This window comes from Promicromonospora xylanilytica (genome assembly GCF_054782895.1).
The window spans coordinates 134,833-158,900 of record NZ_BAAGRP010000011.1 but is presented as its reverse complement, the minus strand read 5'-3'; the positions used below and the strand labels follow the sequence as shown (position 1 = coordinate 158,900).

Sequence of the window (24,068 nt, the reverse complement as noted above, 5' to 3'; positions counted from 1 at the left end):
GGTCGGTCAGCGCGATGCGATGTAGCTGAGCGCCGCCTCGGTGTCCTTGCGCACCTGGGCCTCGTGCTCGGCGCTGAGAGGGCCGCGCGGCGGGCGGGTGGGCCCACCGTAGCTCTGTCCCGCCATGTCGATGGAGAGCTTGATCGCCTGGACGAACTCGGTGCGAGAGTCCCACCGGAACGCGGCCACCAGGTGGCTGTACAGCTCGCGCGCCTCGACGAACCTTCCTTCGGTGACCAGGGTGTAGATCTCGACCGCCTCGCGCGGGAACGCGTTGGGGTAGCCGGCGAACCAGCCGGTGGCGCCGGCCACCAGCGACTCGAAGAGCAGGTCGTCGGCGCCCGCGATCACGTCGAGGTCGGGGGCGAGCTCCTTGATCTCCAGCACCCGCCGCACGTCGCCGGAGAACTCCTTGACGGCCACGACGTTCTCCAGCTCGGCCAGCTCGGCCAGGAGGTCCGGCGTGAGGTCGACCTTGGTGTCGAACGGGTTGTTGTAGACCATGATCGGGATGCCCACCTCGTTGACCGCCGCGTAGTGGGCGAGGACCTCCGACCGGTTCGCACGGTAGATGGTGGGCGGCAGGAGCAGCACGGCGTCGGCGCCGTCCTCCGCGGAGATCTCGGCCCAGTGCCTGGCCTGGTGCGAGCCGACGCCGTGCACGCCCGCGACGACGAGGCCACGGTCGCCCACCGTCTGCACGGCGGTCTGGACCACGCGGCGACGCTCGTCGTCGGTGAGGGACGAGTACTCGCCCAGCGAGCCGTTCGGGCCCACGCCGCGGCAGCCGTTGTCGATCAGGAACTCGCAGTGCGCGGCGAACCGGTCGTGGTCGACGGCGAGCCCCGCCGGTGCGGAGTCGTCCGGCGTGAAGGCGAGGGTGGTGGCGACGATCACGCCGCCGAGGTCGAAGCGCTGGCTCATGTCGGTTCTCCTGTGGGTCGAGGTGCCGGTCGTGCGGGGGAAGAACGCGCGGGGGAAGAAGGGGAAAGGTCGGCGAGGTCGGCGAGCCGTACCGGGACGACGAGGGGACGGAGGTCCACGCCGGGGCTGGTGTCCGGCGCCCCGGCCGCACCGGGTGGGGCCGGGCCGTCCAGCAGCTCCTGGAGCGTCCGGCCGCACATCCGCGCCTGGCACGGCCCCAGGCCGGCGCGGCTCGTGAGCTTGACGGAGCGGGTCGCGTGCGAGGCGGTCGCGTCGACGACCTCGCGGATCCGGCCGTAGGTGGTCTCCTCGCAGCGGCAGACGACGGTGTCGTCGCGCAACCAGTGGACCCACCCGCCGCGCACGCCGTGCGCGGCGTCGAGACGGGCCGCGAAAGCGCCGGATCTGGTCCGCGCGGTGAGGGCGGCGCGCACGGCCCGGGTCCCCAGGTCCCCGCCGGCGGCCACGGTGCCCGCGATCGTGCCCTCGGCGAGTGCGGCGTCCGCCCCGGCGATACCGGTGATCTCGCCGGCGGCCAGGACCCCGGGGACCGAGGTCGCCTGCGCGTGGTCCACGACGACGAATCGGCTCGCCGAGAGCGCGCAGCCGGCGGCGACCGCCAGCTCGAGGCGCGGCGTGAAGCCGTGGCTGACGCACACCGCGTCCGCCGCGACCGTCCGCTCCGTGCCGGCGACCGGGGACCAGCGCTCGTCGAGGCGGGCCACGGTCACGGCCTCCACCTGCCCGTCGCCGTGCGCCGCGACCACCGCCTCGCCGGGACGCCATGGCACGCGGTGGCGCACCAGCTCGCTCACGTACCCGACCAGCTCGGCGGCTTTTCCGGCCGCGCCGGCGAGCTCCCACGGCCGGCTCAGCCAGCCGCGCGCGAGGGCACCGGTGCGGCCCGCCTCGTGCACGCCGACGACGGTCGCGCCGGTCCGCAGCAGCGACGACGCGACGGGCAGGAGGAACGGCCCGGCGCCGGCGACGACGACGCGCCGTCCGACGGCGACCCGTTCTCCCTTCGCGAGCGCCTGCGCGGCACCTGCCGAGTAGACGCCCGGCAGCTGCCAGCCGGGGAACGGCAGGGTCCGGTCGTGGGCGCCGGTGGCCAGCACCAGGGTGTCCGGTTCGAGGGACCTGGCCTCACGGCCGGCGGAGTCGGGCTCCCCCACCAGCACGTGCAGCCGGACCCCCGCATCGAGCCGTTCGAGCGACCAGACCTGCGCGGACGGGACCACCGTCACCGCCGGGTGCGTCAGCAGCGCGTCACGCAGCGCACCGAGCTCGCCCCAGCGGTGGTGCAGCAGGTGCTCGCGCCGGGCCGGCCGCTCGGGCGGCAGGTGCCGCCAGAACTGGCCGCCGAGCCCGTCGGCGGCGTCGAGCAGCGTGACCTCCGCGCCGGCGGCCGCGGCGGCACGCGCCGCCGCGAGGCCCGCGGGGCCCGCGCCGACGACCACGACATGCCGCCGCACCCCGCCCCTCACGTCGTCCCCTCCGGGTCCGGACCACCCTGACGGACGACGACGTCGCCGTCGTGCGCGCGGCGCAGGCAGGCCCGCACGTCACGGAGGCCGTTGACCTCGACGAGGCAGTCGAAGCACACGCCGATCCCGCAGAACACGCCGCGCGGCGCACCGCCGGCGGTGGTCGTACGCCACTCGCGCCGCCCAGCGCCCAGCAGCACTCCCGCGATCGTCTGGCCGGCCGTGCCGGGCACGGGCGCGCCGTCGACCCAGAGCGTCAGCGGGCGGTCGGCACCCGGGCGTACGGGGTCCTGGTCCACCGGTATCCGGTACGACGTCATGATCCTGCCTCCTGGGTCAGGCCAGGCCGGCCGACGGCGAACGGGCGGGGGTCCACGGCCGGCCCGAGCCCCAGCAGCTGGGCGGCGAGCAGGTCGGCGGTCGCGGGGGCAAGACCGACTCCGGCTCCCTCGTGGCCGGTGGCGAACCAGAGCCCCGCACGCTCCGGGTCGGGACCGATCACCGGGAGGTGGTCGGGCGTGTACGGGCGGAAGCCGAGGTAGGACCGCATGACGCTCGTCCGCGCCAGGAACGGGAACACGGCGATGGCGCGCCGCGCCATCGCGCTCAGCACGGCGGCCCGCAGGCGGTCGTCGAACCCCACCTGCTCCCGGCTCGACCCGATCAGGACGGTCCCGCCCCGCGTCGACTCGATCACGGCGGACGTCTGCAGCTCGGCGCCCGCCGACTGCGTGGCCGCGAAGTAGTCGCCGTCGTAGACCTTGTGCCGCACGCGTGGGCGCATCGGGGTGGTCACGAGCACCATCCCGCGGCGCGGCAGCACCGGGACAGCGCTGCCGAGCCGCCGCGCGACCTCGGCCGACCACGGGCCGGCCGCCACGACCACGTGGCCCGCGCGCACGTCCCCCCGCGTCGTGGAGACACCGGTCAGGCGACCGCCGACGCCGCGGAGCGCGCCGGTGACCTCGGCGCCGGTGCGGACCTCGGCCCCGGACCGGCGCGCCGAGGCGAGAAGCGCCTCCGTCGCCGCGACCGGCTGCAGCTGGGCGTCCTGCGGGTAGTGCACCCCGCCGAGGATGCCGGGCGCCAGGTCGGGCTCGAGCTCGCGCGCCTGTTCCGCCGACACCTCCACGGCGTCGACCCCCGCGGCCCGCTGGCCGCCCGCGAAGGCGCGCAGCCCGTCCAGGCCGCCGTCGGACGACACCACGACCAGGCCACCCTTGGCCTCGTGCTCGATAGCCGGGAACCGCGGCCCCAACTCGTCCAGGAGCTCGTGGGCGAGCGCCGCCCAGCGCCGCAGGGACTCACTGGCGAGGTCCAGCTCAGGGCCCGGCCCCTTGTCGGAGACCAGGAGGTTGCCCTCCCCGTGGGCGCTGGTGCCGGAGGCGGCAGCGGCGCGGTCGAGCACCACCACGCTCGCCCCGGACCGGGCGATCGCCCGTGCGCAGGCCGCACCGACGATCCCGGCGCCCACCACGACCACGTCCGTTGCCACGTCCACCCTCTCGATCGTCGGTCCAGGTCTCACGGCGCACCCCTGCGCCACGGGCAGATCAGTCCTCCGGCTTGCCCGCCCACGTGCCCAGCGAGTGCCCGATGTGCCGCTCCATGAGCGCCTTGGCGCCCGCCCCGTCACCGGCTGCCAGCAGGTCGAGCAGCTCGTGGTGCTCCTGCGCCGAGCTGGCCAGCGTGTCGTTGGCGACCATGGTCGACAGCCCGAGCAGGCGCGCCCTGTCCCGCAGGTCGGACACGATCTCACCGGCCACCGGGTTGCCCAGCAGCCCGGTCAGCCGCAGGTGGAACGTCTGGTCCGCCTGGAGGTAGGCGATCAGGTCCCCCGTGCGCGCACGCTCGACGATCTCGTCGGCGAGCGCCCGGAACTCCTGCAGCTGCCCGACGGGAAACGTCTTGGCCAGCCGCTCCATCCACACCGGCTCGATCACGAGGCGGACGGCGGCGACGTGCCGCAGCGTCTGGTCGCTCACCCGGGTGACCCGGAAGCCCTTGTTCCGCACCGCCTCGAGGAATCCCCGGCGCTCGAGGTCCAGGACGGCCTCGCGCACCGGCGTCGCGGACACGTCGAACCGTGCGGCGAGCGTCGGCACGGAGACGAGCTCACCCGGCTCCAGCTCGCCCGCGACGATGGCCGCCACGAGGGCGCGATGGACCTGCTCGCGCAGGCTCGCGACGGGCGGAAGACGGCGGACGGACGGGGTCGGTGACGTGGCGCTCATGAGGGCACTCCTGGGTGGTCAGGCAACGCTAGTAGTATATTACACAAGGTGTGATCCACCTCGCCAACTCGCGCAGAGGGTACCCGAGCCGTCGGCGCGCGGCCCGCCCGTGGCCTGCCGGATTGGCCGGTCAGGCCGAAACCGGACGTTTACATTCACCCCATCGACACCGTCGTCGACGATCAGTAAAATATCACGCATCACATATCGCGGACCGACCCACCGACCTCGTCGACGACGACGCGGACGCGCTGGTACGGGGCCACAGCCCCATGTCCTGACCGTACGACCTCGACGCGTTCGCGTCACCGACCGAGAGGCCAGAACGTGAAGCTCCATCGGATCCCGACCCTGTTCGCCGCTGCCGCCCTGACGCTCGCGCTTGCCGCCTGCGGCGGCGGCACCCAGGACGCCTCCTCAGGGGGTGGCGGCGGATTCACCGCTGAGCCCGCCGAGGGCGGCACCGTCCACGTGCTGCAGAACGCCGACTTCTCCTACCTCGATCCGGCACGCGGCTTCGACGGCGGGGTGAACAACTTCTACCGGCTCGTCTACCGCCAGCTCACCACGTCGGCGCCCGGCTCGGCCGAGGACCCGAACGAGATCGTCCCGGACCTCGCCGAGAGCCTGGGTGAGGTGTCCGACGACGGCCTCACCTGGACCTACCGGCTCAAGGACGGAGTGAGGTTCGCAGGCGGCGACCCGATCACCTCCGCGGAGGTCAAGTTCGGCATCTCCCGGTCCTGGGACCCCGAGATCGGCATCGGCTCCCCCTATCTCAAGCAGGTCATCGACGCGCCGAAAGGCTACGAGGGGCCGTACCGGTCGGGCGACCTGCCGACGATCGAGACACCCGACGAGAAGACGATCGTCTTTCACCTCAAGGAACCGTTCCCCGAGTTCGACGCCGCTCTCGCGCAGGTGAACGGCACGCCCTTCCCGGAGGGCACCGGCGAGGGGGACGAGTTCATCCACGACATCGTCGCCTCCGGCCCGTACCAGCTCGCCGAGTACGTACCAGGGAGCAGCATCAAGCTGACCCGCAACGAGAGCTGGGACCCGGCCACCGACGAGGTGCGCACCGCGAAGCCGGACGCCTGGGAGTTCACGATCGGTCTCGACCCTGCGACCATCGACGAGCGCCTCATCGCCGGACAGGGCGCCGACGTCAACGCGATAGCCGGCACCGTCCAGCCCGCCACCCTCGCCCGGCTGCAGACGCCGCAGCTCCAGGAGCGAGTGCTCGAGCTGCCCGGGATCTGCACCACCTACATGGGCCTGAACACCACGAAGAAGCCGCTCGACGACGTCCGCGTACGCCAGGCGATCAGCTACGCCATCGATCGCGACGCCATCGTCAACGCGAGCGGCGGAACCCAGCTCGGCGCCCCGTCCACGACGATCCTCCCGCCCACCGTCGCCGGCCACAAGGACTTCGACCTGTACCCGTCCGCGGACGGCACGGGCGACGTCGAGGCCGCGAAGGAGCTGCTCGACGACGCGGGCCTGTCCGACGGGTTCACGCTCACCCTGGACATCCGGTCGCAGGAGTCCATGCAGGCGCAGGGCGAGGCGGTCCAGCAGGCGCTCGAACGGGTCGGCATCACGGTCGAGCTCAACCTGATCGACACCGCCACCTACTACGAGACCATCGGTACCCCGTCCCAGCAGAACGACGCGGCCATCACGGGCTGGTGCCCGGACTGGGCCTCGTCGGCGGCGACCTTCATCCCGCCGCTGTTCGACGGCCGCACCATCTACGAGAAGGGCAACTCGAACCTCGCCCAGCTCGACGACCCGGAGATCAACACCCGGATCGACGAGATCAAGGCGATGACCGACATCGACGCGGCGAACGAGCAGTGGGGCGACCTCGACGAGCAGATCCTCGGGCTGGCGCCGGTCGTACCGCTCATGGTGGCCAAGACGGTCTCGCTGCCCGGCGAGAACGTCGCGGGCCTGCACCCCTCGGCGAACGCCGCGACCGGCGGCATCGACTACGTCGGCGTCGGTCTCAAGGACCCCGAGAAGGGCTGACCCCATGGCGTCCTCCCCGACCGTCCTCAGGGCCACCCCGGCCCGTACCGACGGGGTTTGGCGGGCGATGCGCCACGACGTCGGCGCGATGCTCGGTCTCGGCTACATCGCCGTCGTGGCGCTCGCGGCGGTCCTCGCCCCCGTGCTCACCGCGATCAGCGGCTGGACCCCGTACGAGTTCGACCAGGCCGCCATCGACCCGAACCTCGGCGGCATGCCGATCGGCCCGTGGGGCGGGATGGGCGCCGAGCACTGGCTCGGCGTCGAGCCGGGCAGCGGGCGCGACATCTTCGCCCGCATCGTCTACGGAGCGCGGGTCTCGATGGGTATCGCCCTGTCGGCGACCGTGCTGACCACGGTGCTCGGCGTCTCGCTCGGGCTCGTGGCGGGCTACTACGGCGGCCGGGTGGATCTCGTCGTCTCGCGCGTCATGGACTTCCTCATGGCGTTCCCGGCGCTGATCTTCATGATCGCCGTGCTCTCCGCCCTGCCGGCGAGCAACCGGTCCACGCTCCTCGTGGTGGTGATCTCGGTCTTCGGCTGGCCGTACCTGGCGCGCGTCGTCCGTGGCCAGACCATGTCCCTGGCGCAGCGCGAGTTCGTCGAGGCGGCCCGGGCCGCCGGAGCCAGCGGTACGCGCATCGTGTTCCGCGAGATCCTGCCCAACCTGCGCTCGACGATCATCGTGATGGCGACGCTCGCGGTGCCCGGGTACATCGGCACGGAGGCCGGCCTGTCGTTCCTCGGGGTCGGCGTGGTCCCGCCCGCGCCGAGCTGGGGGCAGATGATCGCCGCCTCCGTGAAGTGGTACGCCGTCGACCCCGCCTACTTCCTGGTGCCCGGCGTGGCCCTGTTCCTGCTCGTGCTCTCGTTCACCGTGATCGGTGACCGCCTGCGGGCCGTGATCGACGCTCAGGAAGGTCGCTGATGCCTCGTTTCCTCCTCGGCCGCGTCTCGTCCGGCCTCGTGGTCCTGCTGCTGGTGTGCCTGTTCACGTACCTGGTGTTCTTCGCCCTCTCGCCGGACCCGGCCGTGCAGATCTGCGGCAAGAACTGCACGCCGGAGGTCATCGAGCAGATCCGGGGCAACCTCGGGCTGGACCAGCCGTTCTGGACCCAGTTCTTCCTGTTCGTCGCCGGTATCTTCGCGGGCCGCACCTACGGCGACGGCGCCACCGCCGTCGAGTGCGCGGCCCCGTGCCTCGGCTACTCGTTCCAGTCCAGCCAGGCGGTCTGGGACATGATCGTGCAACGGCTCCCGGTCTCCGCGACCATCGCGATCGGCGCCGCCGTCCTGTGGCTGCTCGCCGGGCTCGTCGGCGGACTGCTCAGCGCCGTCAAGGAGGACCGGTTCCTGGACCGGTTCACCACCGGCCTGTCGCTGACGGGCATGTCGATCCCCAACTACGTGCTCGCCCTCGTGCTGCAGTACGTGCTGGTCGTCAGGCTCCAGTGGCTGCCCTTTCCCCAGGCCGTCCGGTTCGCGGACGACCCGGCGGCGTGGTTCGGGAACTTCGTGATGCCGTGGATCGTGCTCGCCGTCGGGTACGCGGCCGCCTACACGCGGCTCACCCGCGCCAACGTGCTCGACGTGCTCCGCGAGAACTACGTGCGCACCGCCCACGCGAAGGGTCTGCCCCAGTCGCTCGTGTGGCGGCGGCACGCGCTACGGCCGGCCCTGACGCCCGTGGTGACCATCTTCGGCATGGACTTCGCCGGCCTGCTGGGCGGGGCGCTCATCACCGAGACCGTCTTCGGCATCAACGGCGTGGGCAAGATGGCCGCCGACTCGATCGCCCGCAACGACCAGCCGGTGATCATGGGCGTCACGTTGCTCGCCGGGTTCCTCGTCGTCGTCGGCAACATCGTGGTCGACGTCGTCTACACCGCCATCGACCCGAGAGTGCGGGTGAACGCATGACGACCGACACCGGCAGCAGGAACGACACCGGCGCGCTGCTCGAGGTGCGCGACCTGACCGTCACCTTCGCCACGCCACGCGGTCCGCTCGATGCCGTCAGGTCCCTCGACCTGGACCTCGAGCCCGGCGGCGCGCTCGGCATCGTCGGCGAGTCGGGATCGGGGAAGTCCATGACCAGCCTCGCGATCATGGGCCTGCAGCCCCGCGCGGCGCGGCGCACCGGGAGCGTCCGCCTGCGCGGGCGCGAGCTGGTCGGCAGGTCCGAGGCCGACCTGCGAAGGATCCGTGGCGACCGTGTCGCCATGGTCTTCCAGGACCCCCTGTCCTCCCTGAACCCGTACTACACCGTGGGGCTCCAGATCGAGGAGGCGTACCGCGCCCACCGACCCGGCGTCACCCGCCGGGCGGCCCGCAAGGTCGCGATCGCCGCGCTGGAGCGGGTGCACATCCGGGACGCGGCACAGCGTGCGCACCACTACCCGCACCAGTTCTCCGGCGGCATGCGTCAGCGCGTCATGATCGCCATGGCACTGAGCACCGAGCCGGAGCTGCTGATCGCCGACGAGCCGACCACCGCGCTCGACGTCACCGTCCAGGCGCAGATCCTCGACCTGCTCCAGGAGATCCGCCGCGAGACCGGCACCGGACTCGTGCTGATCACGCACGACCTCGCGGTCGTCAGCGAGGTCACGGAGCACATCGTCGTCATGAAGGACGGCATCTGCGTCGAGCGAGGCGCCGTCGAGCAGATCTTCACCCGGCCGCAGCACCCCTACACCCGGGCGCTGCTCGACGCCGTGCCGCGGATCGACGACGAGATCGGCGAGCTGCGCGCGGTGTCGCCCGGCGCCGTCGTCCCCGAGAACGCCCCCACGAACGGAGGTCCCGCATGAGCGAGCCGCTCCTGAGAGCCACCCACCTGGTCAAGGAGTTCCCGGTCCTGGGCACCGGCGGGCTGCTGCGCCCTCCGGCACGGTTCCGGGCCGTCGACGACGTGAGCTTCGAGCTCCGCACCGGCGAGACCCTCGCGCTCGTGGGCGAGTCCGGTTCGGGCAAGTCGACGACGGCGCGGCTCGCCGCCCGCCTGCTGGACGTCACGTCCGGCACGGTCGAGCTCGACGGCGAGGACGTCACCACGCTGAGGCGGTCGGCGCTGAACCGGTTCCGCAGCGAGGTGCAGGTCGTCTTCCAGGACCCGTTCTCGTCGCTCAACCCGCGGCACACCGTGGAGCGGATCGTCACGGCTCCCCTGGTCTATCAGGGGCGGCCGGTCCCCGGCGGTCCCCGCGCCTTCACCCGCGCACTCATGGAGCGGGTCGGGCTGGACCCCGACCACTCCCAGAAGTACCCGGCGCAGTTCTCCGGCGGTCAGGCGCAGCGCATCGGGATCGCCAGAGCGCTGGCGGTCGGCCCGCGCGTCGTCGTGTGCGACGAGGCGGTCTCGGCGCTGGACGTCTCGGTCCAGGCCCAGGTGATCAACCTGCTGCGCGACCTGCAGCGTGAGGAGGCCCTGACCTACCTGTTCATCGCGCACGACCTGGCGGTGGTGCGGCAGATCGCCACGCGGGTCGCCGTGATGACCCACGGGCAGATCGTCGAGGAGGGTGAGCGGGACGCCGTCTTCGGCGCACCCCGCCACGAGTACACCCGCACCCTGCTCGACGCGGTCCCGCGGATCCGCCCGGAGTGGGAGCGGCAGCGCCGCGCGAACGCGGGCCGGCCGGCCGGGGCCACGGCATGAGCGCGGGTACCGGCCCCAGCTGGACGTCCTACCTGCTGCCGGGCATCGGCGTCCGCGAGCAGGTCCCCGACCGAGGAGGAGAGATCCGATGAGCCAGCACATCACCCCTGACCGGCCCCCCTACGCGGGCACGCGCGCGCCCCGGCTGGTCGAGAGCGCGGCGTTCAACGCCCACATGTCACGCGGGTGGGCCGCCCCCGACGTCGCCGTGCCGGTGACGCCGGGGGCACCTGCCGCAGCGGCCGCGCACCGGGAACGCCTGTCGACGAGGCTCGGCGCGCGCGACGTGGTGGCCAGCGCCGGGCACGCGAGCCTGCGCAACGGCGACGTGCAGCACGGGTTCCGCGCGGACAGCGACTTCGTCTGGCTCACGGGCGCGCAGGCCGAGGGCGGTGTGCTCGTGCTGCGGGCGAGCGGCGACGGCCACGACCCGACGCTCTACCTGCCGCCGCCGGCCAAGCCGGGCGACACCGCGTTCTTCGGGAACGCGGCGTACGGCGAGCTGTGGGTCGGACCGTCACCCGACCTGGGCGACTGGGCGGAGGCGCTCGGCATCGCCGTCGAACCGCTGTCGGCGCTCGACGCCGTGCTGGAGACCCTCGACGGGGCGCTCGCGACGCCGTCGGTCGACGACGACGTGGTGCGCCGGTTCGGTCTGAAGCCGTCCGAGGACCTGGCCCGGGCGCTCTCGGACCTGCGCATGATCAAGGACGACTGGGAGATCGCCCAGCTCCGCGAGGCCGTCGACCACACGGTGACCGGCTTCGAGGCGGTGGTCGCTGAGCTGCCGCGCGCGATCGGCGGGCTGGGCGAGCGCTGGCTGCAGGGCACGTTCGACCGGCACGCCCGGACGTTCGGCAACGGTCCGGGGTACGCGACGATCGTCGGCTCCGGGCCGCACGCACCGACCCTGCACTGGGTGCGCTGCGACGGACCGGTGCTACCCGACATGCCGCTGCTGCTCGACATGGGGGTCGAGGCGAGCTCGCTGTACACGGCCGACGTGACGCGGACGATCCCGCCGTCGGGCAGCTTCAGCCCGGTGCAGCGCGAGGTGCACGACCTGGTCGAGAAGGCGCACCGCGCCGGGCTGGCACAGATCCGGCCGGGCGTCGAGTACCTCGACTTCCACTTCGCCTCGATGGAGGTGATCGCGCAGGGGCTGCACGACTGGGACCTCCTCGACGTCTCGGTGGACGAGGCCCTGTCCCCCGGTGGGCAGCAGCACCGCCGCTGGCTCGTGTGCGGCATCGGCCACCACCTCGGGCTCGACGTGCACGACTGCGCCCACTCCGACTACGCGGCCTACCAGGCCGCGACCCTGCGGCCCGGCGTGGTCATGACCGTCGAGCCCGGCCTCTACTTCCATGCGCACGACGAGACCGTGCCGCCGGAGCTGCGCGGCATCGGCGTCCGCCTGGAGGACGACCTCCTGGTCACGGCCGACGGCGCCGAGGTGCTGTCCGACGCGCTGCCCATCGACGCCGCCGGCATCGAGCGCTGGACGCAGGAGCGGATCCCGGATGCCTGAGCCGATCACCGCCGACCTCACCGCCGCGGTCGCCGAACCGTTCCCCCTCGACGCCGTCGCGCTGTACGACGGCATCTTCACGCGTGCCAGGGACAAGCTGCTGCACCTGGCGCGCGCCTACCCGGTCGACCGGGTGCTCGCCGTCTTCCGGGCCAACGCGGGCCTGGACACGCGCGGGGCGCTGCCGCCCGGCGGCTGGGAGGACTTCGGCCACGCCGACGAGGAGGCGTGGGGACCTGACGACTACCCCGGACGCGAGGCGGCCCCGACGGCGAACCTCCTGCGTGGCCACTACGCGGGCCACTTCCTGTCCATGCTGGCGCTCGCCCACGCCGGTGCCGCTCCGGGATCCGGGCTGAAGACCGTGCTCAAGGGCAAGATCGACCACATGGTCGAGGGCCTGCGAGAGGTCCAGGACGCGCTCGCGGCGTCGGGCCGCTACAGCCATCCCGGGTTCCTCGCGGCGTACGGCGAGTGGCAGTTCTCCCGGCTGGAAGACCTCGCCCCGTACGGCGAGATCTGGGCGCCGTACTACACCTGCCACAAGATCATGGCGGGGCTGCTCGACGCCTACCGGCACGCGGGGTCGCGGACCGCCCTGGAGATCGCTACCGAGATGGGGCGCTGGGTGCACGGCCGGCTGTCCGTGCTGCCCGCGGACCAGCGCCGGGACATGTGGTCCCTGTACATCGCCGGCGAGGCCGGCGGCATGAACGAGGTGCTGTGCGACCTCGCGGTACTGACCGGCGACAAGGAGTTCGTCGAGACCGCCCGGCTCTTCGACCTGGACTCCCTGCTGGAGGCGACGGCGGCGGGCCGGGACGAGCTGGACGGCATGCACGCCAACCAGCACGCCGCGACGCTCCTTGGCTACCTCGCCCTGCACGACCTGACGGGCGAGGCACGTTACCTGGACGCCGTCGTCAACATCTGGGACATGCTCGTCCCGGGGCGCACGTACGCGCACGGGGGTTCCGGCGAGAACGAGCTGTGGGGCCCGGCCGGCGCCGTCGCGGGCGACATCGGCAACCGCAACGCCGAGACCTGCGTGACCTACAACATGCTCAAGCTCGCGCGCGCCCTGTTCGGGCGCACCGGCGACCCGCGGTACGCCGACTACTACGAGCGGGCGGTCACCAACCAGGTCCTCGGCTCGCGGCGCGACGTCGACTCGGACGACTCCCCCGAGGTCACGTACATGTTCCCCGTCCACCCCGGCGCGCTGCGCGAGTACGACAACGTCGGCACCTGCTGCGGTGGCACGGGCCTGGAGAACCACGTCAAGTACCAGGACTCGGTCTACTTCCGGTCGGTGCCCGGCGCCGAGCGCACGGTCTGGGTCAACCTCTACGCGGCCTCGACCCTGCGCTGGGCCGAGCAGGACGTACGCCTCGTCCAGCAGACCGCCTACCCGCTGGAGGGCACCAGCCGGATCCGCGTGGACGCCACCGGGGACCTCGACCTCCGGCTCCGGGTGCCTGGCTGGGTCACGGGTGACGTCACCGTGACGGTCGACGGCGAGACCCAGCCGGTGGCCGCCGCGCCCGGGACGTACGTCTCCGTGCGTCGGGAGTGGCGCCCGGGCACCGTCGTCGAGATCAGCATGCCGCTGACCCTCCGGGAGGTGCCGGCGCCCGACGACACCTCGCTGGTGACGCTGGAGCTCGGGCCGACCGTCCTGGTGGCTCGCAGCGCCGCGACGACCTGGCTGCCGGTCGCGGCGGCGCCCTGGCGGCGCCTGGACGGGACCCTCGACGCGCCCCTCACCCCCGCGGACGACGGCGCGTGGCGGCTGGGTGACCTCACCCTTGAGCCGGCCTGGTCGGGGTCCGACGCGCGGTACCACATGTACCTGCGCCGGTCCGATGCCCGCATCGTGTTCGCCGGACCGGGCGCCGACTCCGGTGTGCCGAACGTGGCCCGCCGGGACGGCAGCACGTTCCTCGACGTCCTCTGGTCGGACGGCGGCTTCGGCTCCCGGGCCGAGTTCCTGCGCGCGGTGCTGCGCACCGCGCACGAGTTCGTCGGGCTCGGGCTGCTCGGCGCCGCCGAGGCCGACCGCGTCCTGCGGGCCGCGGCCCGGTCCGGTGTCGGGCGGGCCTCGACCGGGGAGGCCGCCCGGGACGAGGCCGCGCGCGAGGAGGCCGCCCTCCTGGCCGAGGCGCCCACCGCCGCCCGGGACGGCTCGGCGCCCCGCGTCGAGGTGGTCCCGGCCACCGCGCCGGGCGTCACCGGCTGGTACCACCAGCCCGCGGAGCTCACCGTCGCGGCCCGCGCCGACACCGGCGAACCCACCGTCGAGCTCCGGGTCGGCGACGGGCCGTGGGAGCCGGCGGGACCGGAACCGCTGCGGCTCGGTGACGGCGTGCACACGGTCACCGCACGCGCCGTCGACGCCGAGGGCCGCGAGCGCCACGTTGTCAGCGAGGTCAGCGTGGACACCGCTCCTCCCCTGACCACGGCAACGGCCCGGCGCCTGGGCCCGCGCGGCGTCGAGATCGACCTCGCCGCCACGGACGACGTCTCCGGCGTGGACAGCATCCGGTGGAGAGCACCGGACACGTTCTGGGCGACGTTCCGCGAACCGTTCACGCGGGCCCTCGGCGACGCGCCCCAGGTCATCGAGTTCCGGGCCACCGACCGGGCCGGCAACGAGGAGCCGGTGCGGACCCTCGAGCTCCCGGCCGCCGGCTGACCCGTACGTCCGGCGACTACGACGGGCTGCGGCCCGCCTGCAGGTGCCGTTCCAGCGCGTCGACAGCCGTGCCGAGGCCGTCCTCGGCACGGATGGTCGCGCCGAGGTCGGCCGCCCGCGCCGCCATCGCCTCGTCGGAGACGGCTCGCCCGAGCGCCTGGGCCAGCCCGTCCGGGGTGAGCCGCGACTGCGGCTGCCCGGCCGGTGCGACGCCGATCTGCTCCATCCGGCGTGCCCAGAACAGCTGGTCGCCCAGGAACGGGCAGATCACCTGGGGTCGCCCGGAGGACAAGGCGCCAGAGGTGGTGCCGCTCCCGCCGTGGTGGACGATCGCGGCCATCCGCGGAAAGAGCCAGTCGTGCGGCGCCTCGTCGAGCACCAGGACGTCGTCGCCGAGCTCTGCGGCGTCGATCCCTCCCCAGCCGGTGACGAGGACCGCCCGGACGCCCGACCGGCGGACCGCCTCCGCGACCGTCCGACCGACGCGGGCCGGTTCGGTGCCGGACATGCTGCCGAACCCGATGTAGACGGGCCGCTCCCCCGCGTCCAGGAAGGCGCTGGCCTCGTCCGGCGGTGTCCGTTCCGCGGTCTCCGGCACGAACCAGAACCCGGTGGTCCGCGCCCAGTGCGGGAACTCCGGCGGGCCGGGCAGCACGTGCGGGCTGAACGCCTGCAGCACGAGTGTGTGCTCGCCGTCGGGCCGCCGGGTGATGTCGTGCTGGTGCCGTCGACGCGGCAGCCCGAGGGTCTCGGACCGCCACCTGTCGCCCATCCGGGCCAGCATCCGCAGGACCGGGGTGGTCAGCGCGTAGCTGAGGCGGTTGAACCGCTGCGGGAACCCGGCCGGCAGCTGCGGGGCGGGAAAGCTGGTGGTCGGGACCCAGCCGGGCTGGAGGCAGACGGGCACCGCCGGGACGCCGAGCTTCTCGGCGAGGTAATGCATCGGCAGCCCGCTGTGGTGGATGACGACGTCGACGCCCCTGTCCGCCGCGGCAAGGTCGGCAGCGGCGCTCGCGTCGACGTACACCTTCTCCATCAGTGGTTTGCTCAGGCGCATCGCCCGTACGCCGGCCACCTTGCCGCGCCACCCCCGGTAGTTGGTCTCGATCGCCGCGCTGATCTCCGGGTCGTCCATCAGTGCCTTCGTGCCGTCGTTGAGGGGCGCGAACGGCACGTCGTACCGCTGGACCAGCTCGGCCATCTCAGCGGGCGCGGCGAGGAGGACGTCGTGCCCCGCGCGGCGCAGGGCGTCAGCCAGCGCGACGAACGGCTGGACATCGCCTCGGGTGCCGTGGGTGATGAGAAGTGCCTTCATGGGTTCTTCCGCTCCTTCGCGACCCTGTCCCACGCCCCGAGCGCACGCTCGTCGGCGAAGACTCCGTGGGTGAACATCTCCAGCGCGACACGTGCGTGCCCGATGGTCACGTCGGCCTCGTGCAGGTCTCGACCCCGAGCACGCGTTCCAGGTGGTCGGCGAAGGCGATCGGCGCGAGCAGCCAGCTCACAAAGATCGCGCCCCAGGTGCGTGGGTCGGACGTCGGCCGGGCCCACCCGTCCCGCTCGCCGTCGGCGAGCCAGGCGGTGGTGACCTCGACGATCTCGTCGAACAGCTTCGCGGCCTCGAGCGTGCCGTCGAGCAAGGCGCAGGCGAGATACCGCCGGACCGGGGTCGCGACTTCGAGCCTGCCCGCCAGTCCGGCGGGGTCGCCGGCCATCACGCCGTCGGGTGCCCCGGCACGCCCTGCGTCCTCGGTCCCGCGCACCATCGACACCACGTACGCGTCGCACTCGCGACGTAGCGCCTCCATGGATCCGAAATGGTGCACCACCAGCCCTGGGTGCGGCCACCCGGCCAGACTAGACAAACGTTTAGTCCGAGTCCATGACAATACACTTGTATGGTTTGCGATACATCCGTATTGTGGACGACATGCCGACCCACCAGTACTCCGCGAGCGATCTCAACGCACGCGCCCGGATCCGCGACGCGGCGCTGGAACAGTTCGCGCAGCACGGCATCAGCGGCGCCACCATGCGGGGGATCGCGCAGGCCGCCGGCGTCTCCCTCGGCCTGGTGCAGCACCACTTCGGGACGAAGGACGGGCTGCGTCTCGCATGCGACGAGCTGATCGTCGAGGTGTTCCGCCGTCGGGTGCTGCACCTGGCGACAAAGGACCAGCTCGCCAACGCCGACGCGCTCGGGGAGCTGTTCGACGAGTCCCCGCTCCTGCTGCGCTACCTCGCGCGTGCATCGCTGGACGGTTCCGCGGCGGCCGACGAGGTGTTCGACCAGCTCGCCGACGGCACCCAGGCCTTCCTCACCGAGACCTGGCCGGACCGGTTTCCCGACAGCAGCGACGAGGCCAGGGACACGGCCACCGTGATGACTGCCATGCACTCCGGGATCGCACTCCTGATCGGCCAGATCGCACGGCGGTTCGGTCAGGAGCCGGAGGAGGCGATCGGCTCGGCCCGCGTCGCCATGGGAGTCGTGAACCTCTACGCCGCCATGGGCGAGTTCGCGGAGTCCGCGACCGGCAAGGGCGTCCGCGCCGCCGTCGAGGACCGTGGGGCCGACGCCGGCCACCGCGCCACCGAGCCGAAGCCGGCTCCATGACCGTCGCCCGCAGGCAGGCGCTCGCCGGAACCGGGCACCTGCTCGCGGCCGCGCTCCGCCGCGACCGCGTGGTCCTTCCGGTCTTCGTGCTGCTGATCATCGTGGTCCTGGTCGGCGCCGGAACCACGGTCACGCCCACGTACCCGACACCGCAGGCCGTCCAGGACCGGTACGACCAGATCCAGGCCCTGCCCATGTTCGTCCTGTTCCAGTCGCAGGCCTTCGCCGCGACGTCCGAGGCACTCGTCGCGCAGCAGGCGTTCGGCGGCACCACGATCTTCGCGGCCATCGGCGCAGTTCTGCTCGTGGTGCGGCACACCCGGTCGGAGGAGCAGCGCGGGCGCCTGGAGCTGGTGCGGTCGGCCGCCGTCGGGCACGCCGCGCCGCTCGCTGCCGCCGTCCTCCTCGTCGGCCTCTCCGGCGTGCTGATCGGCCTGGTCTCCGCCGCAGGGCTCGCCACCACCGGGCTCCCGACCACCGGGTCCGTGCTGCTCGGCCTGATCGCCACCGGGGCCGTCTGGATCGCGGTGGCGCTCACCGCCGTGCTCACCCAGGTCTTCGAGCACGCGCGCACCGTCGGCGCCGTCGCCGTGGTGATCATGTACGCCCTGCACTTCGTCCGCGGGCTCGGCCACCTCACCGACACCGCCTGGGTCACCTGGGCCTCCCCCAGCGGCTGGCTCGAGGGCACCCGCGCCTATGCGGGCGACCGCTGGTGGCCGCTCGCGCTGGTGCTCGCCGCCGTCCTGGCGGCACTGGTTCTCGCGTTCGTCCTGTCGGCCCGCAGGGACCTGGGCGCTGGGCTCGTCCCAACGCGCCGAGGGCGTACGACCGCTCCCGCCTACCTGAGCGGTGCCGCCGGCATGGCCTGGCGGCAGAACCGGACGCCATTCCTGGTCTGGACGCTGGCATTCATCGCCCTCGGCCTCGCGTTCGGCAGTGGCGGCGCCGCGGCCGTGGCCGACTATGCCAGATCGCCCTGGGCGGCCGACAATGCGGCCGCGATGGGCCTCGACGACCCCGCCGCCGCGTTCTTCGTCTACGTCGAGTTCGTGCTCGTGTTCCCGGTCGCCGCCGCTGCGCTCCTCACACTCCTGCGCGTACGCCACGACGAGGTCTCCGGCATCGCCGAGCTGACGCTGGCGGCCCCCGTCGCACGGGTGCGCTGGGTGGCCGCGTCCGTCGGTGCGGCCCTGACCGGCTCGGCGACGATCCTCACCCTCCTCGGCCTCACTCTTGCGGCGACCGCGCCCGACATCGACGGCGTGCTGCCCGTCGCGATCCGTCTGATCCCGGCCGTCTGGGTGCTGATCGGCGTGGTCACCCTGACGTTCGGGCTCGCGCCACGGGCCACCGTCCCGGTGGCCTGGCTGGCCCTCACCATCGGTGTCCTCGGCGAGATCCTGGTCAAGGCGGGCCTGCCCGACGTCGTCTATCTCACGACCTCGCCGTTCGCACACGTCAGCCCGTACTACACGACCCCGTGGTCGCCGTACGTGCTCCTGGCGCTCGCCGCCGGACTGATCACGGCAGGGCTCGCGGGAGTGCGGCGGAGAGACCTACCGCGCTGACCCCCTCGCCGACCGTGCCGACGCGCCGGCGTTCCTGGTGCTGCACGGCCGGCCGAGGGATCAGGCTTGCGGCTCGAGCCGGATCACCGGGAACTTGCGGTCGGTGTGGGTCTCGTACACCTTGGCGTCCGGCCAGTACTCGGCCCAGATGCCGTAGAGCCGCTCCCAGTCGGGCTCACCGGGGCGAACCACCGTGGCCTTGACCTGGATGATCCTGTCCCCGATCTCGATGGTGGTCTCGCCGGGGCCGTCCTCGACGTTCGCCACCCAGGCCGGGTCCTTGGGTGCGCCACCCATCGAGCCGGTGATCACGTACGCGTCGCCGTCGGCCGCGGCCACGAGCGGTGTCACGTACGCCTTGCCGCTCACGCGTCCGGTGTGGTGCAGCAGCACCAGGCGCTTGCCCGTGAAGTGCCCGCCCGCCACGTCGTCGCCCACCACGCCCGCGTTCGCCCGGAACGCCTCGATCACACCGGTGTTCATGTCTGCCATGTCGTCCTCCACAGGTCTCGTGTCGGCCGTGCCGGTCGACGTAACCGGACTTTACCCCGGTTACGCGATTCCCGATAGCATCCGGGAATGAGTACACCGCTGACCTGGGGCGCTCCGCCGCCTGAGCGCGCCGACGCGGCTCGGAACCGTCAGCGGCTGCTCACCACCGCCCGCGAGCTCCTGGCCGAGGGTGGGCCGGGCTGCCTCACGATGGACCGGCTCGCCGAGCGCTCCGGGCTGGGCAAGGGCACGGTGTTCCGGCGGTTCGGGACCCGGGCGGGAATCTTCCAGGCACTCCTGGACGACAACGAGCGCGCGCTGCAGCAGGAGATCCTCTCGGGTCGGCCGCCGCTCGGCCCCGGAGCCCCGCCGGTCGACCGCCTCGTCGCCTACGGCTCGGCCCGCATCCGCTTCCTCGCGGAGAACCAGGACATCGCCCACGCCGCGATCGGCGGCCGCCGGCCGGGCAGCCGGCGCCCGCCGTTGTCCCAGATCCACATCCGCGTGCTGCTGCGCGAGCTCGACCTCCCGGGGGCCGACATCGACCTGCTCGCCGGCCAGCTCGCGTCCGCACTGGAGGGGCCGCTCCTGGTCCAGCTCTTCGACGTCCCCGAGCGGGACCGCCCCGCGCTGATCGCCGACTTCGAGGCGGGCTGGCGCTACCTGGTCGAACGCGTCTGCGGTCCGGCGGGTACACCGGCGGGCTGACCGGCGGCGCCGGACGCCGTCACGCGTGCGTCGGCGCCTCGTGCCGCGCGTGCTCGGAGGGTTCGAGCTGGAAGGTCGAGTGCGCCATCGGCACGGCGAACTCGGTGGCCACGCACCGCTGCAGGGCGTCGAGGACCGGTGGCGCGTGCCCGTCGCGGAAGCAGGCGTCCCGGACCACCACGTGCGCGCTGATGGTGGGCAGCCCGGTGGCGACGAGGGATGCGTGCAGGTCGTGCACCGCCTCGACGTTCTCCACCTCCAGCAGCCGGGCCCGCACCTGGTCGAGGTCGATGCCGGCAGGCGTGGCCTCCAGCAGCACGTTCGCCGAGTCGGCCAGGAGCCTGGCCGCCCGCGGCAGGATCAGCACGGCGATGAGCAGGCCCGCCACGGCATCCGCCCGCTGCCAGCCGGTAGTCGCGATCACGACGGCCGCCACGATCACGGCCACCGACCCGAGCGCGTCGTTCGCCACCTCGAGAAAGGCGGCGCGCAGGTTGAGCGACGCCGACCGGCCGCCCGCGAGCACGAGCAGCGCCACGAGGTTGCCGACCAGGCCGACGATGCCGAACACCAGCAGGCCGGGGCCGGGGGCCTGTGCCGGACCGACCAGGCGGCCGATACCCTCGACCAGCGCGTAGATGCCCACGGCGAGCAGCACGGCCGCCTGGGCCAGCGCCGCCAGCACCTCGGCCCGGCGAAAGCCCCAGGTGCGCCGTGGTGACGGTGGCCGGAGCGCGAGCGACGCGGCGAACAGCGCGATGCCGAGCCCCGCGACGTCGGTGAGCATGTGGCCCGTGTCGACGAGGAGCGCGAGGCTCCCGGTGAGCACCGCGCCGACAGCCTGGGCCACGAAGACCACCGCGGTGGTCCCGAACGCGATCGCGAGGCGCCGCCGGTTGGTCTGGTCGCCGGGGGCACCGTGGGCGCCGTGGTGGTGCTGATGGTCAGGCATCGGCCGGGGCCCTCCCCTGGTCGGCGTCGTGCTCGCACTCCGCGTCGTGGTCGTGGACGTGGTCGTGCTCCAGCCTGCCCGCCCAGGCCTCTCTGCCCTCGCGGATCGCGAACGCCGCGATCACGAAGCCGGCCACCGCGTCCACCCAGCCGGCGCCGGTCAGCGCGAAGACGACCAGGCCGAGCAGCGTGGACAGGGACAGGAGCACGTTGATCCGGGTCTCCGCCGCGTCGGCGAGGACGAGCGGGTCGTCCAGGGCGATCCCGACGCGGCGCTTCGCCGCGGCCAGCAGCGGCATGACCACGAGCGACGCGACCAGGAGCACGATGGCGACGGGTGATCCCCGTGGCGTGTCGCCGGCCACGAGGCCGCGGACCCCCTCGACCGTGAGGTACGCGGCCAGGAGGAAGAAGGTGACCGCCACGACTCGCAGCGTGATCAGCTCCCTGCGCTCGTCGGCCTCGCCGTGCCGCAGCCGGGCGGCCAGCCGGAGACCCACGAGCACGGCGGCGACCGACTCGATGCCCGAGTCGATGCCGTACCCGATCACGGAGACCAGCCCGGCCGCGATGCCCGCCGCGACCGCCAGGACCCCCTCGGCCACGTTGTAGGCGACGGTGATCCGCGCCAGACGCAGCCCGCGGCGCGTCAGCTCCTCCGTCGTCCGGGCGGAAGTCCGGGCGGAGGTTCCGGCGGGTGCCCCGGCAGGGCCCGGCGCGTCCTCGGGCGGCCGCGCCGGCGCGTCGATCGGCTGCGCGCTCACGACGCCCCGTCCCGCGCCGTCGCCTGCACGGCGGAGCCCTCGACCCCGTACATCGGGCAGAGCACCACGGAGTCCCCGGTCAGCGCGAGCAGGTGCTCGGCGGACTCCAGCACGGCGAGCGTCGCCTCCGGGTGGGTCAGCGAGCACACCGAGGCCCTGCCCTGCGGCCGGGACTCGACCAGCCCGCAGTCGCGCAGGCAGGCCAGGTGCTTGGACACGGTCGACTGCGCCAGGCCGAGGTGCCCGGTCAGGTCGACGACCCGGTGCTCACCGAGCGCGAGGTGTCGCAGGATCGCCAGCCGCGACGGGTCCGAGAACCCGTGGAACAGACAGGCCGCCACCGCCATCGCCGCTGGACCGTCGGGGGCACGATCGTCGATCACCTCTGTCATCGCCATTTGACGATGTTAGCAAACCGAACCGCACGGCACGGCAGGCGGTCCATGCACCTGTCGTACCACTTCCTTACTTGTATACTCGCTTGCACACCCATCGCAAAGGAGCGCCATGACCTACCACCCCGACGCCGTCCGGACGGTGCGACTCTCGACCCTCACACTGCCGCTGGCCACCGCCATCTCGGACGCCAAGGTCTTCACCGGCCGGCAGAAGCCGATGACCGAGGTCGTGTTCCTGGTCGCGGAGATCACCACCGAGCAGGGGTTCGAGGGGCTCGGCTTCTCCTACTCCAAGCGCGCGGGCGGCCCCGCCCAGTACACGCACGCGAAGGAGGTGGCACAGGCCGCCGTCGGCGAGGATCCCAACGACATCGCCAAGCTGTACACGAAGCTGCTCTGGGCCGGCGCCTCGGTGGGCCGCTCCGGCGTGGCGACCCAGGCGCTGGCCGCCATCGACATCGCGCTGTACGACCTCAAGGCCAAGCGCGCAGGCCTGCCGCTCGCCAAGCTGCTCGGGGCGCACCGCGACTCCGTGCGCACCTACAACACCTCCGGCGGCTTCCTGAACGCGAGCGTCGAGGAGGTCACCGAGCGCGCGAGCCGTTCGATCGCCGAGGGGATCGGCGGCATCAAGATCAAGGTCGGCCTGCCCGACGGCCGGCAGGACCTGGCCCGGGTCGAGGCCGTACGCGCGCACATCGGCCCGGACGTACCCCTCATGGTCGACGCCAACCAGCAGTGGGACCGCACCACCGCCCTGCGCATGGGCCGGCGTCTCGAGCAGTTCGACCTCGACTGGATCGAGGAGCCGCTGGACGCCTACGACGCCGAGGGCCATGCCGCGCTCGCCGCCGCCCTGGACACCCCGATCGCCACCGGCGAGATGCTGGCGTCGGTCGCCGAGCACGAGCGCCTCATCGCGACCCGTGCGTGCGACATCATCCAGCCGGACGCACCGCGCGTCGGAGGCATCACCCAGTTCCTGCGCCTGCTCACGCTCGCCGACCAGGCCGGCCTCGACCTCGCGCCGCACTTCGCGATGGAGATCCATCTCCACCTGGCGGCGACCTACCCGCGCGAGCCGTGGGTGGAGCACTTCGACTGGCTCGACCCGCTGTTCGACGAGCGCTTGGAGACCACGGACGGCCGCATGCTCGTCCCGGACCGCCCGGGCCTGGGTGTCACGCTGAGCGACCAGGCGCGCGCGTGGACCACGGACACCGCCACCTTCGGCGCGCGCTGAACCTCTCCGCCGATGGAAGCATGAGGGCATGGCCCAGACACTGAGCGGCACACTCGTGGAGACGCTGCGGACCCGCATCGTGAGCGGCGACATCGCACCGGGCGACAAGCTCCCGAGCGAGCCTCGCCTCGCGGCAGAGCACCAGGTCAGCCGCACCGTCGTGCGGGAGGCGATCGCCCGCCTCAACCTGGAGGGGCTGGTCCACACCCGCCGGGGCAGCGGCAGCTACGCGCTCACTCCCCCGGCGGACGGCACCGACGGCGCGCCGCCCCTCGCCCGGTCGCTGGACGACCGCCTCGCCCTCGTGGAGTACCGCCTCGCGCTGGAGGCCGAGGCAGCGGCGCTCGCCGCGACCCGCCGCACGCCCGCCCAGCTGGCCGCGCTCGGCGACCACCTCGGCGCCCTGGCCGCGTCCGGCGGGCACCCTGCCACGGCGATGCGGCACGACTTCGCGTTCCACCGGCTCGTGGCCGAGGCCGCGGCCAACCGGTTCCTGCTGGAGGCGCTGGACCGGCTCGGACCGCAGATGATCGCCATGCCCCGCGGCCGGCTCGACCAGCCCGGGCCGGCCGCGGACGGGCCTCCCGACGGCGACCGCTTCGCCGCCGTCGTCCACGAGCACCGCGCCGTGCTCGAGGCCCTGGACGCACAGGACCCGCTCGCCGCGTCGGCGGCGATGCGGGTCCACCTGGCGGCCTCGCGCCGCCGCCTGCTCCAGGAGTCGTCCGCCGACGGGCGGATCTGACCTCTCCCCC

The 24,068-nt window shown here is 73.0% G+C and carries 23 protein-coding genes; 12 read left to right on the top strand and 11 right to left on the bottom strand.

Annotation, left to right across the window (positions count from 1 at the left end):
* Nucleotides 1-6 precede the first annotated feature (6 nt).
* Genes ACYVK7_RS13010 through ACYVK7_RS12990 form a run of 5 tightly spaced genes read right to left on the bottom strand, consistent with a single transcriptional unit; the run spans nt 7 to nt 4,645 of the window.
* The gene (locus ACYVK7_RS13010) at nt 7-924 is read right to left on the bottom strand and encodes a dihydrodipicolinate synthase family protein (protein ID WP_460888138.1); all 918 of its coding nucleotides are present in this window, start codon (nt 922-924) and stop codon (nt 7-9) included.
* A complete protein-coding gene (locus tag ACYVK7_RS13005) occupies nt 921-2,411 on the bottom strand; it encodes an FAD-dependent oxidoreductase (protein ID WP_460888137.1) in 1,491 nt (496 codons plus the stop codon). The genes ACYVK7_RS13010 and ACYVK7_RS13005 overlap by 4 nt, the downstream gene beginning before the upstream one ends.
* Complete coding sequence (locus ACYVK7_RS13000) at nt 2,408-2,731, bottom strand: (2Fe-2S)-binding protein (protein WP_460888136.1); 324 nt, start codon at nt 2,729-2,731, stop codon at nt 2,408-2,410. The genes ACYVK7_RS13005 and ACYVK7_RS13000 overlap by 4 nt, the downstream gene beginning before the upstream one ends.
* Nucleotides 2,728-3,912, bottom strand: coding sequence for an NAD(P)/FAD-dependent oxidoreductase (locus ACYVK7_RS12995; RefSeq protein WP_460888135.1), 1,185 nt, complete (start codon nt 3,910-3,912; stop codon nt 2,728-2,730). Before ACYVK7_RS12995 ends, ACYVK7_RS13000 begins: the two co-directional genes overlap by 4 nt.
* A gap of 52 nt (nt 3,913-3,964) precedes the next feature.
* Nucleotides 3,965-4,645: a GntR family transcriptional regulator gene (locus ACYVK7_RS12990; protein WP_460888134.1), complete on the bottom strand. Its 681-nt coding sequence runs from the start codon at nt 4,643-4,645 to the stop codon at nt 3,965-3,967.
* Nucleotides 4,646-4,972: 327 nt separating this feature from the next.
* Here ACYVK7_RS12990 and ACYVK7_RS12985 point away from each other — a divergent pair, with 327 nt between their 5' ends.
* From ACYVK7_RS12985 to ACYVK7_RS12955, 7 genes are all read left to right on the top strand, one after another.
* Nucleotides 4,973-6,682 carry an ABC transporter substrate-binding protein gene (locus ACYVK7_RS12985; protein ID WP_460888133.1) on the top strand — a complete coding sequence of 570 codons (1,710 nt, stop codon included), beginning with the start codon at nt 4,973-4,975 and terminating at the stop codon, nt 6,680-6,682.
* A gap of 4 nt (nt 6,683-6,686) precedes the next feature.
* Nucleotides 6,687-7,610, top strand: a complete 924-nt coding sequence (locus ACYVK7_RS12980) for an ABC transporter permease (RefSeq protein WP_460888132.1) — start codon at nt 6,687-6,689, stop codon at nt 7,608-7,610.
* Nucleotides 7,610-8,602, top strand: a complete 993-nt coding sequence (locus tag ACYVK7_RS12975; RefSeq protein WP_460888131.1) for an ABC transporter permease — start codon at nt 7,610-7,612, stop codon at nt 8,600-8,602. The genes ACYVK7_RS12980 and ACYVK7_RS12975 overlap by 1 nt, the downstream gene beginning before the upstream one ends.
* Nucleotides 8,599-9,495, top strand: coding sequence for an ABC transporter ATP-binding protein (locus ACYVK7_RS12970; RefSeq protein ID WP_460888130.1), 897 nt, complete (start codon nt 8,599-8,601; stop codon nt 9,493-9,495). The genes ACYVK7_RS12975 and ACYVK7_RS12970 overlap by 4 nt, the downstream gene beginning before the upstream one ends.
* Nucleotides 9,492-10,343 (top strand): ATP-binding cassette domain-containing protein, encoded by an 852-nt coding sequence (locus tag ACYVK7_RS12965; RefSeq protein ID WP_460888129.1) that lies wholly within the window; start codon nt 9,492-9,494, stop codon nt 10,341-10,343. Before ACYVK7_RS12970 ends, ACYVK7_RS12965 begins: the two co-directional genes overlap by 4 nt.
* Before the next feature lie 88 nt (nt 10,344-10,431).
* Nucleotides 10,432-11,874 carry an aminopeptidase P family protein gene (locus ACYVK7_RS12960; RefSeq protein WP_460888128.1) on the top strand — a complete coding sequence of 481 codons (1,443 nt, stop codon included), beginning with the start codon at nt 10,432-10,434 and terminating at the stop codon, nt 11,872-11,874.
* The gene (locus tag ACYVK7_RS12955; RefSeq protein ID WP_460888127.1) at nt 11,867-14,569 is read left to right on the top strand and encodes a glycoside hydrolase family 127 protein; all 2,703 of its coding nucleotides are present in this window, start codon (nt 11,867-11,869) and stop codon (nt 14,567-14,569) included. The genes ACYVK7_RS12960 and ACYVK7_RS12955 overlap by 8 nt, the downstream gene beginning before the upstream one ends.
* 16 nt (nt 14,570-14,585) lie before the next feature.
* Here ACYVK7_RS12955 and ACYVK7_RS12950 read toward each other — a convergent pair whose 3' ends face one another.
* Both ACYVK7_RS12950 and ACYVK7_RS12945 read right to left on the bottom strand, forming a co-directional pair.
* Complete coding sequence (locus ACYVK7_RS12950; protein WP_460888126.1) at nt 14,586-15,884, bottom strand: glycosyltransferase; 1,299 nt, start codon at nt 15,882-15,884, stop codon at nt 14,586-14,588.
* 106 nt (nt 15,885-15,990) lie between these two features.
* On the bottom strand, nt 15,991-16,377 hold the full coding sequence (locus tag ACYVK7_RS12945) for a hypothetical protein (RefSeq protein WP_460888125.1): 387 nt from the start codon (nt 16,375-16,377) through the stop codon (nt 15,991-15,993).
* Between the two features lie 122 nt (nt 16,378-16,499).
* On the opposite strand from ACYVK7_RS12945, the gene ACYVK7_RS12940 reads away from it, so the two are divergent.
* Together ACYVK7_RS12940 and ACYVK7_RS12935 are read left to right on the top strand one after the other, a co-directional pair.
* Complete coding sequence (locus ACYVK7_RS12940) at nt 16,500-17,186, top strand: TetR/AcrR family transcriptional regulator (protein ID WP_460888124.1); 687 nt, start codon at nt 16,500-16,502, stop codon at nt 17,184-17,186.
* On the top strand, nt 17,183-18,757 hold the full coding sequence (locus ACYVK7_RS12935; RefSeq protein ID WP_460888123.1) for an ABC transporter permease: 1,575 nt from the start codon (nt 17,183-17,185) through the stop codon (nt 18,755-18,757). The genes ACYVK7_RS12940 and ACYVK7_RS12935 overlap by 4 nt, the downstream gene beginning before the upstream one ends.
* 60 nt (nt 18,758-18,817) lie before the next feature.
* On the opposite strand, the gene ACYVK7_RS12930 is transcribed toward ACYVK7_RS12935, so the two are convergent.
* Nucleotides 18,818-19,249, bottom strand: coding sequence for a nitroreductase/quinone reductase family protein (locus tag ACYVK7_RS12930; protein WP_460888122.1), 432 nt, complete (start codon nt 19,247-19,249; stop codon nt 18,818-18,820).
* Between the two features lie 87 nt (nt 19,250-19,336).
* Between ACYVK7_RS12930 and ACYVK7_RS12925 the strand changes: the two genes are divergently transcribed.
* Nucleotides 19,337-19,957, top strand: coding sequence for a TetR/AcrR family transcriptional regulator (locus ACYVK7_RS12925; RefSeq protein ID WP_460888121.1), 621 nt, complete (start codon nt 19,337-19,339; stop codon nt 19,955-19,957).
* Between the two features lie 19 nt (nt 19,958-19,976).
* Here the strand turns inward: ACYVK7_RS12925 and ACYVK7_RS12920 are convergent, their stop codons facing one another.
* The 3 genes from ACYVK7_RS12920 to ACYVK7_RS12910 are packed head-to-tail and all read right to left on the bottom strand — an operon-like array spanning nt 19,977 to nt 22,070.
* Complete coding sequence (locus ACYVK7_RS12920; protein WP_460888120.1) at nt 19,977-20,909, bottom strand: cation diffusion facilitator family transporter; 933 nt, start codon at nt 20,907-20,909, stop codon at nt 19,977-19,979.
* Complete coding sequence (locus tag ACYVK7_RS12915; protein WP_460888119.1) at nt 20,902-21,672, bottom strand: cation transporter; 771 nt, start codon at nt 21,670-21,672, stop codon at nt 20,902-20,904. Before ACYVK7_RS12915 ends, ACYVK7_RS12920 begins: the two co-directional genes overlap by 8 nt.
* On the bottom strand, nt 21,669-22,070 hold the full coding sequence (locus ACYVK7_RS12910; RefSeq protein WP_460888118.1) for an ArsR/SmtB family transcription factor: 402 nt from the start codon (nt 22,068-22,070) through the stop codon (nt 21,669-21,671). The genes ACYVK7_RS12915 and ACYVK7_RS12910 overlap by 4 nt, the downstream gene beginning before the upstream one ends.
* 109 nt (nt 22,071-22,179) lie before the next feature.
* Here ACYVK7_RS12910 and ACYVK7_RS12905 point away from each other — a divergent pair, with 109 nt between their 5' ends.
* Together ACYVK7_RS12905 and ACYVK7_RS12900 are read left to right on the top strand one after the other, a co-directional pair.
* Nucleotides 22,180-23,313 carry an L-talarate/galactarate dehydratase gene (locus tag ACYVK7_RS12905; RefSeq protein WP_460888117.1) on the top strand — a complete coding sequence of 378 codons (1,134 nt, stop codon included), beginning with the start codon at nt 22,180-22,182 and terminating at the stop codon, nt 23,311-23,313.
* A 28-nt stretch (nt 23,314-23,341) separates the two neighbouring features.
* Nucleotides 23,342-24,058 carry a FadR/GntR family transcriptional regulator gene (locus tag ACYVK7_RS12900; RefSeq protein ID WP_460888116.1) on the top strand — a complete coding sequence of 239 codons (717 nt, stop codon included), beginning with the start codon at nt 23,342-23,344 and terminating at the stop codon, nt 24,056-24,058.
* The last annotated feature ends 10 nt before the right edge of the window (nt 24,059-24,068 follow it).